Below are 15,701 nucleotides of genomic sequence, written 5' to 3'. Positions count from 1 at the left end.
TTGCTAAGATACGGTTAGGATGCATCGCCATCCGGACAGCGTCAACCGATCATGGAGGGGGGAAGTCCATTGAACAGAAAATCAGGTTATTTGCTCGTAACGACGTTGATGCTCGGAAGCGCGCTCTTAAGCGCATGCGGTTCGGGCGGAAACGAGAAAAACGCAAGCTCCGCGTCTCCGTCCGCTGCCGCGGGCTCGACCCAGGCGGCCGCGTCCGAATCGGCTTCGCCGTCGGCGGCTCAGGAAGACACGACGCCGGTGACCATCAAGTACGCCTCGTGGATGAGCAAGGGCGAAGACAAGCCGATGCTGGAAGCGTTCATGAAGAAGTATCCCTACATCACCGTAGAGGATACCGTGCTTGACGGCGCCCAGTACGACAAGCTGCTTAAGACCAAGATCATCTCGGGCGACGCGCCGGACGTCTTCTTGTTCATGAAGGCGGCGCAGTACGCGTCGTACGTGCAAGAAGGCTGGCTGATGGATGTCACGGACGAACCGGGCACGGCCAGGCTGAAGGAGTCGCAGCCGCTCGCCGACTATTATTCGGTCGACGGCAAGATTTACGGTTCGATGGTCAACGGCGGCGTTGAATATTTCCCGGTGTACTACAACAAGAAATACTTCGCCAAGCTGGGCATCCAACCGCCGACGACGCCCGAGGAGCTCTATACGATCTCGGAAAAGATCAAGGCGGACGGCAAGGATCCGTTCGTATTCGGGGGCAAAGACGGCTGGCCGTTCCGGATATTCTTCGATCCGTACCGCAACGCGGAGGACTTCGGCAGCTATCCGACCTACAACGATTCGCTGTACAAGGGCGAGGTCAAGCCCTCGGACCTGTACAAGAACACCTTCGCCGAATTCGAAAAGTGGGTGAAGGCCGGCTACGTCGGCAAGGCGAGCCTGACGATGTCCTACGACCAAAGCGTCCAATACTTCGCCGACGGCAAGGCGGGGATGATCCCGCAGGGGCCTTGGCTGACTGGCCTCGATCCGATTAAAAACGCGAAGGATCTGGAGCTCGGCGCATTCGCCTACCCGTATGCGCCCGTGAACGGCAAGATCCAGGTGCTCGCCGCGGCGGACCGGTCGATCGGCATCTCCGCGAAGACCAAGCACGCGGACGCGGCGAAGAAGCTGTACAACTTCTTCCTCGAACAAGCGAACATCACGGAATATTTGAATTCGCAAGGCTTGACGACGCTGCTGCCCGGCTTGGATCTGACGATCGACCCGGCGCTCGTCGACTTCATGAAGGTCGTGGGCGACACCGGCAAGATCGAGCCTCACTTCAACGCCGGCAGCGTGAGCTTCCCGCCGGCTTGGGACAGCGTGACTTGGGCGAGCTACCAGAATATCCTCGCGGGCCAACCGGTCGCCGACGAGTTGAAGCGGGTGGACGCCGAATTCGCGAAGATTAAGGATCAGGCGGTCAAGTAAAGCATAGCGAAGCGAGGAAAGGAGGGCAGAACGGTCGCCGAGAGGCGCGCCTGCCCTCCTATCGCTTCCCGGGGAGAACGCGATGAAGAAATCGAGATTGCAGCGAAAAGAGTATGTATACGCCCTGACGAGCATCCTCCCGGCGCTCGGCCTGTTTCTCTTGTTTGTCTACTATCCGTTGTTCGTGACCTTTTTTTTATTCCTTCACGGATTGGAACGGGTTCAGCAGCCATTATCGCTTTGTCGGCTTCGACAATTTCGCGACCGTATTCCGCGAGAAGGACAATGCGCTGTCGTTCGGCAACACGATTTATTTTGCCGTGCTCAGCATCGCGCTCGGCACGGTCATCCAGCTGACGCTGGCCGTCCTTATTCACATGAAGCTCAAAGGCCGGGCGCTTGCGCGATTCGTCGTTTATTTGCCGGCCGTCATCAGTCCGCTTATCATCGGGTTGACGTGGAACGCATTCATGCAGTACACGGGGATCATCAACGAATCGCTTGAGCGGGCGGGGCTGCCGGGTTTGGTCGCCGATTGGCTCGGCGATCCGCGCATCGTGAAAAACTCGCTCGTATTCATCAACCTCTGGCAATACACGGGCATCGGCATGGTCATCTTCCTGGCGGGGCTGAGCAGCATTCCGCAGGAGATCAACGAGGCGGCCACGCTCGACGGAGTCTCGGGTTTTCGCAAATTCCGCACGATTACGCTGCCGCTCCTCATGCCGTTTATGACCATCGTGCTTTTCATGGGCATCACCGGCGCCCTGAAGGTTTTCGAGCTGCCGTTCGTGATGACCGGGGGCGGACCCGTCGGCGCTTCGAAGAGCGTCGTGATGTCCATTTACGAGAATGCCTTCGGCTATCAGCGCTTTGGCGTCGCCAGCGCGATCGGCATCGTCTTCTTCGTCTTTATCGCCGGAGTGACGCTGCTGCAGCTGCGCATGACGAGGAAGAGGGAGACGGAGTACTAATGACGTTCAACAATCGCACGAGCCGAACGGTTCGCAGTTTGGCCTATATCGTTCTGACGGCAACGGTCGTCATCATCGTCATCCCGGTGCTGCAAGTGTTTCTGTCCAGCTTCAAAACGAACGAAGAGATCAATCGGGTCATCTCCCTGCCCTCGGGCTTCAACCTGGACAACTACCGCACGGTGTTCAAGAGCTCCGCCGCCATGTACGGCCTTATGAATTCCGTGTCGATTACGTTCGCCGCGATGCTCCTGGCGGTCGTCTTGTCTTCCGTCGCGGGGTATGCGATCGGAAGGAGAAGGGAACGGCTCTTCGCGTTCTTGTACCTGCTCTTCTTAAGCGCGATGATGATTCCCGTCGGCGCCAACCTGGTATCGCTGTATTCGCTCCTGAGGGGGCTGCACCTCACGAATTCGAGGCTGGGCCTTATTCTCGTCAACGCGGCCCAGGCGCTGCCTATGGGCATTCTGCTGTATACGGGCTTCGTCAAGACGATACCGAGAGAGATCGACGAAGCGTCCGTCATCGACGGCGCCGGTTATGCCAAGCGTCTCTCGCTCGTCGTCATGCCGCTGCTGAAGCCGGTGTCGGTTACCTTTATCGTCATCACCTCCGTGAACGTATGGAACGAATTTCTGCTGTCGCTCTTGTTCATCACGTCTGAATCCAAACGAACGATACCGCTTGCCGTTTACACGTTTTCGAGCTCCCACGCCTCCGATTTCGGGGCGATCTACGCGATGCTCGCCATCGCCATCCTTCCGCCGGCCCTGTTCTTCCTGCTGACGCAGAAGTATTTCTACCAAGGGATGACGGCAGGGGCGGTCAAAGGGTAATCCAAATCGACAATCCATGCGGTCGAGGAGCCTGGAGGCGATTCGCGAGGTCATGCAAAATAGTTCAGGGGCTTCCCCGGGTCTGAATGACCTGAAGGGAAGCCCCTGTTTTTGCCTGGCATCGTCTATGTTTTAGGACGTGTTCCTTAGCGCCGCTCCGCCTGCAGCAGCCGCTTCGGCTCCGGAAAATAACCGATTGATACGGCATGATCGATCATTTGGCGAAGATAGCGCTCGTCCGCCGGCGCGCAGCGGATGTCCGTCGCCTCAAGGAATGAGGACGTAGCCGGGCAGCCGTAACGGTAGTCGGAATCCTTCGCCCCGTCGCCCTCGAGCTGGGCGATCGCCAGCTTCACCGCTTCGGGATCCTTGGGCACCGCCGAATCGAATAGCCAATTCGTATATTCCGCAAAGTCGAGCGTCTCGACCGGGTAGCCGAGCGCGCCTAGCATCCCGATCATCCGCTCGTAGCGGACCGGCTCCGGATTGCAGATGTGGAACAGCCGTCCGGCGGTGTCCGGCCGCAGCGCCAGATGCACGATCGACTTGCCCGCATAATCGATCGGGGTGAAGTCTACGTCCCAATTCGCTTTCGGCGCTTTGCCGAGCAGCAGCATCGCCTTGATCATCCGGTAGAACGCGTTGTTGTCGATGTTCTGCTGGAACTTCCCGCTCTCCGCATGGCACGACAGGTTGCCCGCCCGGTAGATGTTGACGGCCAGACCGCGGTCCGCGGCAGCCATGAGCAGCTTTTCCGCTTCGAGCTTGCTTTGCGTGTACAGATTGTCGACCTTCAGGTCCGGATCGAACGCGTCGCGCGAGAGCTGTTCTTCCCACTGCCCGCCCAGCGCCAGATCTTCCGGAATGCCGAGCGTCGAGATGTGGTGAAACCTCACGCCGCGGTCCGATCCTTCGGCGAGCTCGATCAGATGTCGGGTCGCGAGGACGTTCGATTTGTCGAACTGATCCGCGTCCCCGAAATGCCGCACGTCCGCGGCGCTGTGCAGGATCGCGTCCGCGTTCGCGCCGACGAACCGCGCGTCCGCCGGCGACAGCCCCAGTCCGGGCTGCGACAGATCCCCATCCACGACATAGACGCGGCCGTCCAGCAGATCGAGCGACGAAGCGCCGAAGTAATGCACCAGCGTCTTCTGAATTCTGAACTGCGCCGAGTCCGATCCGCTCGGGCGCGCGAGGCAGATGATCTTGGCCTCGCTCTGGACGAGCAGCTCGTAGAGCAGATAAGCGCCGAGATAGCCGGTCGCGCCGGTCAACAGCACGGCGGACGGACGGTCGTGCCGCGACTCCGCGGACGCCTGCCCCAGCAAGGCGGGATGCTCGTCCAACGGGATGACTTCGCCGCCGACATAGGCCTTGCGGGAACCGTCGGCTTTGCCGCTGAGCCGTTCTGCGCGTTCGGCCAGCTTCTCGATCGTCCTGCATTCGAAGAAGTCGTTGATGCCGATATCCGGGAACCGCGGCTTGAGCAGGACGAGCACGTGAATAATCGCCAGGGAATCGCCGCCGATCTCGAAGAAATCGTCATGAATGCCGACCTTGCCGAGGTCGAGCGATTCCTGCCAGGCTGCCGCGATGGCCGCTTGGGTCTCGTTGGCCGGCGGCGCGTAGCTCTCGTCGCCGTACTCCCGTTCCTCCTGCAGCTCGTAGCCTGCGAGCTGCTTGCGGTCGATCTTGCCCGTAGGGGAGATCGGCATGTCCGCCAGCTGAACGATCAGCTTCGGCACGAAGTAGGAAGGGAGCTTCGCGCTCAGCAGCCGCTTGATCTCGGCGGCGGATACCCGCTCACCGTCCTTGGACGTGAAGTAGCCGACGAGCATGTTCTGGCCGTCCTTTTCCTTCTTCGGCACGACGGCGATGTTCTGTACGTTCGGTATCTTGGCAAAAGCGTCTTCGATCTCGCCGATCTCGATCCGGTGCCCGCGAATCTTGATCTGGGAGTCCCTGCGGCCGACGTACTCGATCGTGCCGTCCGGCAGCAGCTTCGCGAAGTCCCCGGACTTGTAGATCAGACTGCCCGGCTCGAACGGGTTCGGGACGAACGCGTCCTTGGTCTTCTCGGGCTGGTTCAAGTAACCTTTGGCCAGCCCCACCGTAGAGATGAGAACCTCTCCGTGAACGTTGACCGGGCACAGCCGGTTCTCCTCGTTGACGATGTAGACCTTGTAGTTGCCGATCGGCCGTCCGATCGGCACGTTCGCCAGGTCGTCCGGAACATAGTCGCGAATCGTATGGGTCGTCGTGCACACCGTGCACTCGGTCGGCCCGTACACGTTCACGATCGCGATGGCGTCCTTGAATTTGCGTTGGAAGGCGCGCACTTGCTCGCCGTACAGCGCTTCGCCGGCTACCGTGATCAGATGGACGCGGGACAGCTTGCGATAACCCTCATCGGACAGATAGGCCGACAGCTGGTTGAAGAATACGGTCGGCAAAATCGCGATGATCGTCGTTCCCGTCCGCTCGACCGCCGAGGCGAACGCTTCGACCGACATCCGCTCGGCGGGGGACAGCAGGTACAGCTCGGCGCCGTAGAACAACGCGCCGATCGTATCCCATACGGAGGCGTCGAAGCTGTACGTGGCGAATTGAGTCAGCACGTCGTCCGGCCCGATCCGGCAGTCCCTGCGGACGGATTCTCCCAGATTGACGACGCCCTCGTGGGCGATGAGCGCGCCTTTTGGCCTGCCCGTCGAGCCGGACGTATAGATGACATAAGCGAGATCGTCCGGACCGGCTCCGCCGTCGGGATTATTCGCGCCCTCGTATGCCGGAAATCCCGCTTCGACGTCGACGATCGCCTTGACCGTCGCGATGCCGTCGCACAACCGTTCCGCGGCCTGCATATACTTGCCTTTCGTCAGGACGAACGCCGATCCCGTATCCTCTACGATATAACGATTCCGCTCCTCGGGATGCTCGGGATCGACGGGAACGTACACGCCGCCGGCCTTCAGGATGCCGATCAGGCTGGCGATCAGCTCCGCGCTGCGCTCCATCAGAATCGTGACGAATTCGCCTTTGCGCAGGCCGCGGTCCAGCAGCATGAGGGCCGTCCGGTTCGCCTCTTCGTTCAATTGCCGGTACGTCCATTTTCCTTCGGCGGAGGAGACTGCGGTCTTGTCCGGATACCGCGCGGCCGCCCGCTCGATCATGCCGTGAATCGTCGCATGGCGATCGTACGCGGCTTCCGTCGCGTTCAGCGCCGCGTAGACCGCGGCATCCTCTTCCGTCAGCAGATCGACGCCCGCGAAGCTCGCGGACGGATCGGCCAGCGCGGCCTCCAGCAGGGCGGCATAATAACGGACGTAGCGGCGGATCGTCGCTTCGCGGAAGAGAGAGGTATCGTACTCGACGATGACGGCCCAGCCGCCGTCGCGCTCGCGCAGCTGCCAATTCAGCTGCTCATGCTCCGCGCGAAGGGGGAAGCCGACGGAGAAGCGGGTCTCGCAGACGCCGTCGAACGGCGGCTCCGGCGCGATCAAGCCGCGGTGAACGGCATCGCGCAAGTCGCCGAACGTCTTGGCCGAGGCGGCGTCGACGAACACGGGCGCGTCTCCGGCTGCCGCCGCGATGCCGGCCGCCATCTCTCGTTCGCCCGACAGGCGGCAGATCCAGGCGAAGTAGACGGCGGCCAGCAAGGCGATATCGTGATTTCCCTCCTTTCTCGATTCCCGGAGCGTCCGGGTTAGTGACTGGCTTAACGCATATTCGATCGTATCGTAGGCGTAAGTCCGGCGATGACGGGGATAGTCCGTCGGCAGCAAAAGAACCGGCTGTTGCGGTCCGCGCGTGGGGTTCAGCTCGGCAGCGGTACGATTGAAAGACATGTTTTTATTGCCTCCATGGCTAGAATGGAGACGCACCCCATCCCAGAGAATAGCGTGCGTCTCGGTTGGATCCGGGAGAGTGCGTATGATGTTGTTATAAGCAGCTGATTCGTTGAACTATCGTTGTACCTTGAAGCGTTCGACCAACTGCTGCAGTTCCGCGGACATGGCCGCCAGTCCCGTCGACGATTCGACGATGGCGCGCATCGATTCCTTCTGGTCCGCGATCGAATCGTTGATCTTGGCGCTGCTCGCCGCGGTCTTGCCCGCCGATGCGGACAGCTCAGCCGAGGTGGCGGTCAGCTCTTCGGTGCCGGCCGACATCTGCTCGGTCGAGCTGGACACCTCTTGAATTTGAAGCGTGACGTTGTTCGTGGCGTTCAGGATGCCCGCGAACATCCGCTCGGCGTCCGAGGCGACCTCCTTGCCGATCCGGACCTCGTTCGTTCCTTGCTCCATGGCGGCGGCGGCTACGCCGATCTCGGTTTGAATTTCCTTGATCAGCTCGGTGATCTGGTTGGCGGACTGCGCCGACATCTCCGCAAGCTTGCGGACTTCGTGCGCCACGACGGCGAAGCCTGCGCCGTACTCGCCGACTCGCGCGGCTTCGATCGCCGCGTTCAGCGCGAGCAGGTTGGTCTGGGTCGAGATGCCCGTGATGATCGCGACGATATTTTCGATCTCCTGGGAGCGGCCCTCCAGCAGCTGGACCGCATTCGTAGTGCGAGACACGAAGTCCTCGATTTGCTCCATCTGGTCCGACACTTGCCTCACGACCTGATTGCCCTCGAGCGACAGCTTTTCCATCTCCGTCGCCTCGTCCGCAACTTTGGAAGCGTTGGCCGCGATGTTCTGAATGACGTTGGCCATCTCGGCCATCGCCTTCGCCCCGTCGCCGGCAGCCTGCTCCTGGGTCACGACGCTCACGGTGATTTCGCGCATGCTGGCCGTCATCGTTTCCATGCTGGCATCGTTCTTCTCGGAAACTTCACGTAGCGATCTCGCGGAGGACGTCAACGCGTGCGACGTTTGCTGAACCTTCGCGATCGTGTCGTTGATGCGGGCGACCATGCCGTTGAACTTGTCGTTCAGCATGCCGAGATCGCTGTTGCCTGTCTTCAGCTTCACGTCCAGATTGCCCTGGCTCACCTGCTCGATGCCCCGGATCAGTTCCTTGATCGGCTTCATCATGCGGCGGGCGACGATAAACTGGATCAACAGAATGACGGCCAGCAGGATGAGCAGGATCGTAATGCCGTAAGTCAGCAGCTTGCTGAGGCCCTTGGATACCGCGCTGGCATCCACGTCGACCGCGAAATAAGCGAACGTGCTTCCGTCGGCGTCTTTGATCGGGTAGGCGATCGTCGTCCAGGTGCCGAAATCGTCAGAGTAGATGCTGGTGAAGGTTGGCTTCCCGGTATGCAGCATGTTGGCGAGCGCATCGGCGACGATTTTCGGCTGCTCGTACATATCGCCGACGTTCAGCTTCGCTTCCTCGAACGCGGTCACGAGGCTGGTCGGCATCGCCGCGATCGACGTTTGATTGCCGTTCGTCAGCTCCGTGCCGAAGACATAGGCTTGGGCGATGTTGGGGTTATTTTTGTTGACCTGGTCGAGGTAAGCCGTGAGCTCCGTTTGAACGGGGTCCTTATAGCTTTTCTCGGCCATCGCCTGACGGATCTTTTCCGGTTCGATGCCCTTGGCCCAGTTTTCGGTGACGACTTTGATCTGACCGCGCAGCTGGTCGATCAGAATGTTCTTTTCGACGATGTACGCGGAGGTGATCAGCGCCGCCCCGATCAGGATGATGTTAATGAAAGATAAAATTAAATTTTTGGAGAAAAAAGACATTCTAAGCAACTTCTTCACTAATCTCCGCTCCTGTTGTATAATTTGCAGTCTAGACCGTTTTGGCTTATCGCTTACCGACTTTGAGACCTGCGTCTTTGGTCATGAAAGCCCTTCAAAAATTGGTTCTCGTGAATAAAACTCCCTCCTTGTCCAAAATTTCCACCCCACAGTTATCGTACTTTAGACAGCCGAAAGTAATAGTTTTTCTAAAGGTTTGTTTAATTTTTTGGAATAATAATCTTATTTACCTATGTAAATTGTTACATAAGTCCTAATGGATAGAGGTTGGCTATCGAAGCTATCTGGCCGCAGTCGCAAAGACAAGGATTTTGCCGGAGTTTGTCGAATCCAAGAGGAGGCCGCCGTTAATCGAATTTCGACGGAGGCACGTTATAGTACTTCTTGAACGCCTTCGAAAAGGTAAACGGATCGGGGTAACCGAGGAAGCCGGCGATTTGTTGGACCGTGTATTTCTTTTGATACAAATAATCGCGCGCCCGGTTCATTTTAATCTGATACATATATTGTCCCGGCGTGATGCCGACGGCTTTTTTAAAGTAGGAAATGAAGTACTTCTCGGATATGCCGGCTAGCGGCGCCAGCTCGCTCATTTTAATCGATTCGTGGAGATGAGCGTCAATGTACCGGAATATCGGCTGCAAGACGTCCAGGTCTCGGCCGGATCTCCTCGGCAAAGTCCCGCTCAGAAAGGCGCCGCTGTACTGGCCTTGTCCATGGAGCTCGATGATCTTGGCGATGACGGCCATCAGGCAAGCCTTCAAATACAGCCGGTTCCCTGGCTTGCCGCTTCGCTGCTCCGATTGCTCGAAGGCCTTGACGAACAGATCGGCATTCTCCCGAATTAAATCCGCGCCGATGATCCCCGAGAGCTGAAAATCGCTCAAAATCCGCTGCTGCTCGCCGATGCCGTAATCGAAGTGGACGTAAATAAACCGGCAGCCTTCCTCGCCGCAAGAAGCGATATAAGGAATCCGAGGGTAAAAAAAAGACCACGTCTCCCGGTCGGGCGGTATGCTCGGTGCCGGCGATGCGAAGCTTCACGGTTCCGGATTGAATGAGCCATAGATCGTAGTCGGCATGCGCCTTATGCTCGATCCAATCCCCGCCGGGAGCGATCGCCCAGCACGACTTCAGGCGAAGCGCGATAAACTCCGAGAGTTCGTTAAAAATCTCCATGTCCGGCACGATCGTTTTCCTCCACCCATAGACATCATGCGTTTTGGACGATTATATCATTGAATTGGCAGGTTGCTGAAAATCATACTTTTTTGACATGAATGCAAAACCATCGCATATTCCGGTTTCCGGCCATTCTCCTATAATGAGGCTATCACCCACTAGGAGGTTCGATCGTGAACGACTCGAACGCGTTTCAACCGAAGGTCGCCGTACTCGGCGCGGGCAGCCTGTTTTTCGGACGCCAGTCGATCTGGCAGATGGTTCACTCCCCCTTATTTGAACAACGGGACGCTTGCCCTGGTGGACACGGACGAAGCAAGGCTGGCTAAAATGGTGAGCCTGGCCAAGGCGGTGGCCAAGGAGAATGGGGTACCGCTGAAGGTGGAAGGCTCGACGAACCGGAGAGAAGTGCTGAGGGACGCCGATTTTGTCGTGCTCAGCTTTGCGGAGGATACGGTCAAATATCGGGGGGATCGACTGTCAGGTTTCCTTGAAATACGGGATTCGCATGTGCTCGGGCGATACGATCGGACCGGGAGGCATCTTCAGGGCCATGAGAGAGCTGCCGGTCATCCTGGCCTGCGCAAAGGATATCGAAGAGCTGTGCCCCGATGCCTGGGTCATCAACTATATCAATCCGTCTACGGTCCATGGGATCGCGCTGAGCCGCTACGCGCCGCAGCTGAAGTCGTTCGCGCTGTGCGACGGCCATCATATGCCGCATGTCAAAGCGAATTATGCCGTCAGGGCCGGCATCATCTCGGATCCAAGCGAATTCAACGCGGAGATCGATGGCCGGTTCGACTTCCGGGTGGCCGGCGTCAATCACTTTACCTGGCTGCTCAAGGCGGAGTACGAGGGGAAGGACGTCGCGCCTCGGATTGCCGAGGCGATGAGAATAGCGGCCGCTACCGAAACCGACGGCGGAGATACGGGCGCCAAAGCGCTCTTTAACGATTCGATTACCTATCAGCTCTACGATATATTCGGCTATATCCCGACCTGCACGGCGCACACCAAAGAATACGTCCGGTATTGGCAGGGGCTCGGGAAGACGAAGGACGCGATCCCGCCGCTGTCGATCTGGGAGACGGACGAACGGTACAAGCGCCATGAAGAGATGTGGAAGCAAGTGGACGGCTTCCTGTCCGGCGCGCTGCCGATCTCGGGCTATATGCAGTCGTTCGGCCCCGATCATGCGACGGATATCATCGAAAATATGGTCGGAAACCTGGGCAGGCGCTTCTTTATCAACACGCTGAATAACGGCGCGGTGTCGAACATGAACGACGACGCGTTCCTGGAGCTGCTCAGCGAGGTGAGCATGGACGGGATCAAGCCGCTGCACGTGGGCGAGATGCCGAGAGGCATACGTGGCATGCAGGAGCTCGTGCTGGACACGCACGAGCTTACCGCGGAGGCGGTCGCCGAACGGAGCTTCGTCAAGCTGCGCAGAGCGATGATGACCGATCCGCTCGTGAATTCGATCCATGACGCGGACATGATCATCAAGGAATTGCTGGAGCAGGAAAAGGAAGTCCTCCCGAAATACTGGTATGAATAAGAGCGGCGCCCAAGCCACTCCAAAAACAAGAACCGCGAAGCCTTGTCGGCTTTGCGGTTTTTGTTTTGGTACGCCCTCAACGAACTTCATTTCCGATCGGTATCGCATCAGTCGCCGCGGTAAGCCTGCTCCAGCTTCGCGATGTCGAGCTTCTTCATCGGCATGAAAGCCTTGGTCACGCGTTCGATCTGCTCTGGCGTGCCGCTGCTCATCATGTCCTCCATCGCGGCGGGCGCGATCTGCCACGACAGGCCGAACTTGTCCTTGAGCCAGCCGCAGGACTCGGCCTCGGGGACGGCGGACAATCCGCTCCAATAAGCGTCGATCTCGGCCTGCGTGTCGCAGCGAACGAGCAGGGAGACCGCCTCGTTGAAGGTGAAGCCGTGGCTGTGCGCGCTGTCCATCGCGGTCAGCCAGGTATTTTCCGCCATAAAGTCGCTGAACATGACCGTGCCTTCCTTATCCGGCGCCATGCCCGGACCGTAGCGTTGCAGCTGTCCTGGACGCGAACGCTCGAATACGGACAAGTAAAGCTCGCGCGCTTCCTCCGCTCTGCCTGCGTTGTCCCCGGTGAACATCAGGGACGGGATGATCGTCGGACGGGGCTCTCCTTCCGGATTGGTCAGCATGAGCTGCCACGTCACGCCGTACTTGTCCCGGATCCACCCGAATCGCGCGCTGAACGGATACTCGCCCAGCGGCATGAGCGCCGTGCCGTCCTCGGCGAGCTTGTCCCATGTCTCGCCCAGCAGCTCGCGCGCGCGGCTCTCCCGGGACGGATCGAAGTTCACGATAAACGAGACGGACGGATTGAACTTGAATAGCGGGCCTGCGGAGATCGCCATGAAGGGCGTGCCCCAGATCGTAAACGACACGAGTTCGGCATCGCCGGAAGGCGTGTCGCGAAGCGTCGTCGCGCTCGTGACGGCAGATTCGGGGAACACGGTACTGTAAAATGTCGCTGCTTCCCTGGCCTCTTTGTCGAACCACAGATGCGGGACGATGCGGGGCGCGGATGAGCTTGCGGTAGCTTCATTCATCGCAATAGCCTCCTTTTTGCTTTTATTTTATCAGGGCTGGATGGGCGGCGTTTCTCATGAATTGCTGTCCTTGAGGAATAAACGTAAAAAAAAGAACATCAATCTAACAAATCTTGAATGTCGGCGTCGAGGGCGTTCTGCTAAAATTGGATTGCGATTTGGATCGAACCGTTTGGTTGAATCATTGGCTGCGGAGGTGCGCGTATGACGGCGGAATGGTCCGTTCGGATGTCAGATTCATTCTTGAAGCAGTATCCGCTTGTGTCCGATATGCCCTTCCAGCGAACGAGAAGCTGGAACTACGAAAACGGCTGCATGCTGACCGCGCTCGAACGCTTATGGCGGAAAACGGGCGATGGGCGATACTTCGATTATATCCGGCTGAATATGGATTTGTTCGTACGGGCCGACGGCACGATCGACACGTACCGGCTGGAAGAATACAACGTGGACCAGATTAATCAGGGCAAGTCTTTGTTTTTCCTGTACGAGCAAACAAAAGAAGAGAAATATCGCCTCGCCATCGAGACGCTCATGACGCAGATGAAAAGTCATCCGCGCACGAGCGAGGGCGGATTGTGGCACAAAAAAATTTATCCGTACCAAATGTGGCTCGACGGCGTTTATATGACTTCGCCGTTCCTGACCCGATATGCGCGAATGTTCGAATGCCCGCAATGGTACGACGAGGCGGCGCACGAGATTCTGCTCATGGAACGGCACGCCCGCGATCCGCAGACGGGCTTGCTCTACCACGGCTGGGACGAGAGCGGCGAACAGGCTTGGGCCAACCGTTCTACCGGCTGTTCGCCGAATTTCTGGAGCCGCGCGATGGGCTGGTACGTCATGGCGGTCGTCGACGTGCTGGACGATCTGCCGCCGGACCATCCGAAGCGCGGACTGATCGTCGGCCTGTTTTACAGATTGGCGGAGGCGATCATCCGCGCGCAGGATGCGGATACGGGATTGTGGTATCAGGTGACGGATCAGGAAGCCAGAACGGGGAACTATTTAGAAGCGTCGGGTTCGGCAATGTTCGTTTACGCATTCGCCAAAGGGGCGCGCAACGGATATTTGGGCGAATCCGCTGCCGAATCGGCAAGGAAAGGCTTCAGAGGGCTCCTTGACCTGTGCGTCGAAAGCGATCCCGACGCCAGCCTGCATCTGGGACGGATCTGCAGCGTCGCCGGCCTGGGAGGGCGGCCGTACAGGGACGGATCGTTCGATTATTATGTGAGCGAGCCGCAGCGGAGAGACGATCCCAAAGGTTTCGGTCCCTTCGTGAGCGCCTGTCTGGAGATCGAAGCGCAATAAGGCAATGTTTAACTCCGCCTGACAAGGCGGAGTTCTGTATCCACAAGGGCGCTCCGCTTGTTATGATGGGAACAAGGGAGGGGTTCGCGGTGTTCCAGATACTGATCGTGGACGACGAGCATATCGAGCGGAAAGGCATCACGCGGTTGATTCAGAAGTACGGGCTGGAACTGGAAGCCGCGGAAGCCGAGAATGGCGAGGAAGCTTTGGAGATTCTGGCGTCCCGCCCGATCGATATTTTATTCACGGACATCAAGATGCCGTTCATGGACGGGCTGGAGCTGTGCCGCCGAGCTCGGGAGCTGTACCCGGACATCCATATGATTATATTCAGCGCCTTCGGCGAGTTCGAGTACGCGCAGCAGGCGATCCAGTATCATATATTCGCTTATTTGCTCAAGCCGATCGACGTGAACGACTTCGTCCGAGAATTCGAGAGCGTGATCGCGCATTGCAAGAAACAGCAGGCGGAGCGGGAGCGCAGCCGGATGATGCTGGCCGGCTATCACAAAGGGATGGAGCATGAAAAGGAAAATGTGCTGCTCGGCTTGATCGGCGGCCGGGACGTCACGGCGGAGCAGTTGGCGCAGGCAGGCATCGCAATACCCGGCAGCGGCATCCAGATGATTCTCGTGGACGTGGACGGGCCCGTGTTCGCCGAGGATCACGACCGTTTCCCCGCGTCCGTCCAATCGTTGATCCCTTCGGGCTTCGAGATCGTCAACCTGAACGAGAGCCAGAGCGTACTGCTCCTATTCCGGACGCCCGGTCAAGAAGGCTTCGAGGCGCTCAGCGCGCTTGGCGATCGGCTCATGCAAGCGTGGACGGAACTGTACGGACGCAACGTAAATCTTGTTATGGGCCGGCCGGTAGCCGATGTTACGGCGATAGCCGACGAGTTCGCAAGCATGGAGCGTACGCTGGAGGAAAAGTTTTTTTTCCAGGAAAGCACGGTGCTGTTCACCGACGAGCGTCTCGCGAACCGGGACTTGTCCGACGCGCTTCCCAAGCTGATGGAGACGATCAACTGGCACATGGATGCCAAGGACGACTTCGGGTTCAGGAAGGGCGTCGAATTGTTCTTTAAGACAATCGAGGGCAACGGGCGCCATTCGGCCATATTCGTCAAGTACCTCTGCACGGAATTGGCCAAGCGGGTGTTGTTAGCCGCAGGAGAGCGCGACGTTCTCGCGTTCAAGCCCTACGTAGAAGAGATTTTCGGATGCAGGTCCTTGTCCGCGCTCAAGTCGCACTTGTACCGTCTGATGGACCTGCTCCAGATGCCTGGCGAAGCCAATCCCCCCCGGATACCAAGAAGGTGATCGACGACGTCAAAAGGCTGATCGAAGATCACTATATGGAGGATATCGGACTCGGATGGCTAGCCGAGCGGGTATTCCTGACCCAAACTTATCTCAGCTACCTCTTCAACAAAGAGGCGGGTCTGACGCTCGTCAAATACATCACGAAGGTACGGATGCTCAAGGCGGCCGAGCTCCTTCGCCATACCAACATGACCATCGCGGACATCGGCGCCAAGGTCGGATTCTTGAACGATTCGTACTTTTGCAAAATATTTAAAAATCATCACGGCATCAGCCCCGCCAAATTCAGAGAGACGAGGCGCTGAC

General features: G+C 58.4%; 10 protein-coding genes and 2 pseudogenes. 7 read left to right on the top strand and 5 right to left on the bottom strand.

What is annotated here, in order from left to right; all coding sequences use genetic code 11:
• The first annotated feature begins 69 nt into the window (after positions 1–69).
• From OMP38_RS15875 to OMP38_RS15865, 3 genes are all read left to right on the top strand, one after another.
• Positions 70–1,443, top strand: coding sequence for an ABC transporter substrate-binding protein (locus OMP38_RS15875; RefSeq protein WP_277565999.1), 1,374 nt, complete (start codon positions 70–72; stop codon positions 1,441–1,443).
• 320 nt (positions 1,444–1,763) lie between these two features.
• A complete protein-coding gene (locus OMP38_RS15870; RefSeq protein WP_277565998.1) occupies positions 1,764–2,417 on the top strand; it encodes a carbohydrate ABC transporter permease in 654 nt (217 codons plus the stop codon).
• Positions 2,417–3,253: a carbohydrate ABC transporter permease gene (locus OMP38_RS15865; RefSeq protein WP_277565997.1), complete on the top strand. Its 837-nt coding sequence runs from the start codon at positions 2,417–2,419 to the stop codon at positions 3,251–3,253. The genes OMP38_RS15870 and OMP38_RS15865 overlap by 1 nt, the downstream gene beginning before the upstream one ends.
• 146 nt (positions 3,254–3,399) lie before the next feature.
• Here OMP38_RS15865 and OMP38_RS15860 read toward each other — a convergent pair whose 3' ends face one another.
• From OMP38_RS15860 to OMP38_RS35910, 4 genes and pseudogenes are all read right to left on the bottom strand, one after another.
• A complete protein-coding gene (locus OMP38_RS15860; RefSeq protein WP_277565996.1) occupies positions 3,400–7,101 on the bottom strand; it encodes a non-ribosomal peptide synthetase family protein in 3,702 nt (1,233 codons plus the stop codon).
• A gap of 117 nt (positions 7,102–7,218) precedes the next feature.
• The gene (locus OMP38_RS15855) at positions 7,219–8,970 is read right to left on the bottom strand and encodes a methyl-accepting chemotaxis protein (protein ID WP_277565995.1); all 1,752 of its coding nucleotides are present in this window, start codon (positions 8,968–8,970) and stop codon (positions 7,219–7,221) included.
• A 347-nt stretch (positions 8,971–9,317) separates the two neighbouring features.
• Positions 9,318–9,857, bottom strand: coding sequence for a helix-turn-helix transcriptional regulator (locus OMP38_RS15850; protein ID WP_277565994.1), 540 nt, complete (start codon positions 9,855–9,857; stop codon positions 9,318–9,320).
• A gap of 70 nt (positions 9,858–9,927) precedes the next feature.
• A pseudogene (locus OMP38_RS35910) lies at positions 9,928–10,149 on the bottom strand (cupin domain-containing protein); the annotation flags it as partial.
• A gap of 176 nt (positions 10,150–10,325) precedes the next feature.
• Between OMP38_RS35910 and OMP38_RS15830 the strand changes: the two are divergent.
• A pseudogene (locus OMP38_RS15830) lies at positions 10,326–11,716 on the top strand (family 4 glycosyl hydrolase).
• Between the two features lie 107 nt (positions 11,717–11,823).
• Here the strand turns inward: OMP38_RS15830 and OMP38_RS15825 are convergent.
• Positions 11,824–12,756 (bottom strand): VOC family protein, encoded by a 933-nt coding sequence (locus OMP38_RS15825; protein ID WP_277565992.1) that lies wholly within the window; start codon positions 12,754–12,756, stop codon positions 11,824–11,826.
• Between the two features lie 204 nt (positions 12,757–12,960).
• On the opposite strand from OMP38_RS15825, the gene OMP38_RS15820 reads away from it, so the two are divergent.
• From OMP38_RS15820 to OMP38_RS15810, 3 genes are all read left to right on the top strand, one after another.
• Complete coding sequence (locus OMP38_RS15820; protein ID WP_277565991.1) at positions 12,961–14,070, top strand: glycoside hydrolase family 88/105 protein; 1,110 nt, start codon at positions 12,961–12,963, stop codon at positions 14,068–14,070.
• Between the two features lie 89 nt (positions 14,071–14,159).
• Positions 14,160–15,392, top strand: coding sequence for a response regulator (locus OMP38_RS15815; protein WP_277565990.1), 1,233 nt, complete (start codon positions 14,160–14,162; stop codon positions 15,390–15,392).
• Positions 15,389–15,700 (top strand): helix-turn-helix transcriptional regulator, encoded by a 312-nt coding sequence (locus tag OMP38_RS15810; protein WP_277565989.1) that lies wholly within the window; start codon positions 15,389–15,391, stop codon positions 15,698–15,700. The genes OMP38_RS15815 and OMP38_RS15810 overlap by 4 nt, the downstream gene beginning before the upstream one ends.
• Position 15,701 lies beyond the last annotated feature (1 nt).

Origin of the sequence: Cohnella ginsengisoli (assembly GCF_029525555.1) — a bacterium.
Taxonomy (GTDB): domain Bacteria; phylum Bacillota; class Bacilli; order Paenibacillales; family Paenibacillaceae; genus Cohnella; species Cohnella ginsengisoli.
Note: the sequence above shows the minus strand (reverse complement) of the source record. Positions and strands in the feature narration are given on the sequence as shown.

Excerpts from the sequence above, each read along its gene's own strand:
- OMP38_RS15865 (WP_277565997.1), top strand. The coding sequence starts at position 2,417 with ATGACGTTCAACAATCGCACGAGCCGAACGGTTCGCAGTTTGGCCTAT.
- OMP38_RS15860 (WP_277565996.1), bottom strand. The coding sequence starts at position 7,101 with ATGTCTTTCAATCGTACCGCTGCCGAGCTGAACCCCACGCGCGGACCG.
- OMP38_RS15825 (WP_277565992.1), bottom strand. The coding sequence starts at position 12,756 with ATGAATGAAGCTACCGCAAGCTCATCCGCGCCCCGCATCGTCCCGCAT.
- OMP38_RS15820 (WP_277565991.1), top strand. The coding sequence starts at position 12,961 with ATGACGGCGGAATGGTCCGTTCGGATGTCAGATTCATTCTTGAAGCAG.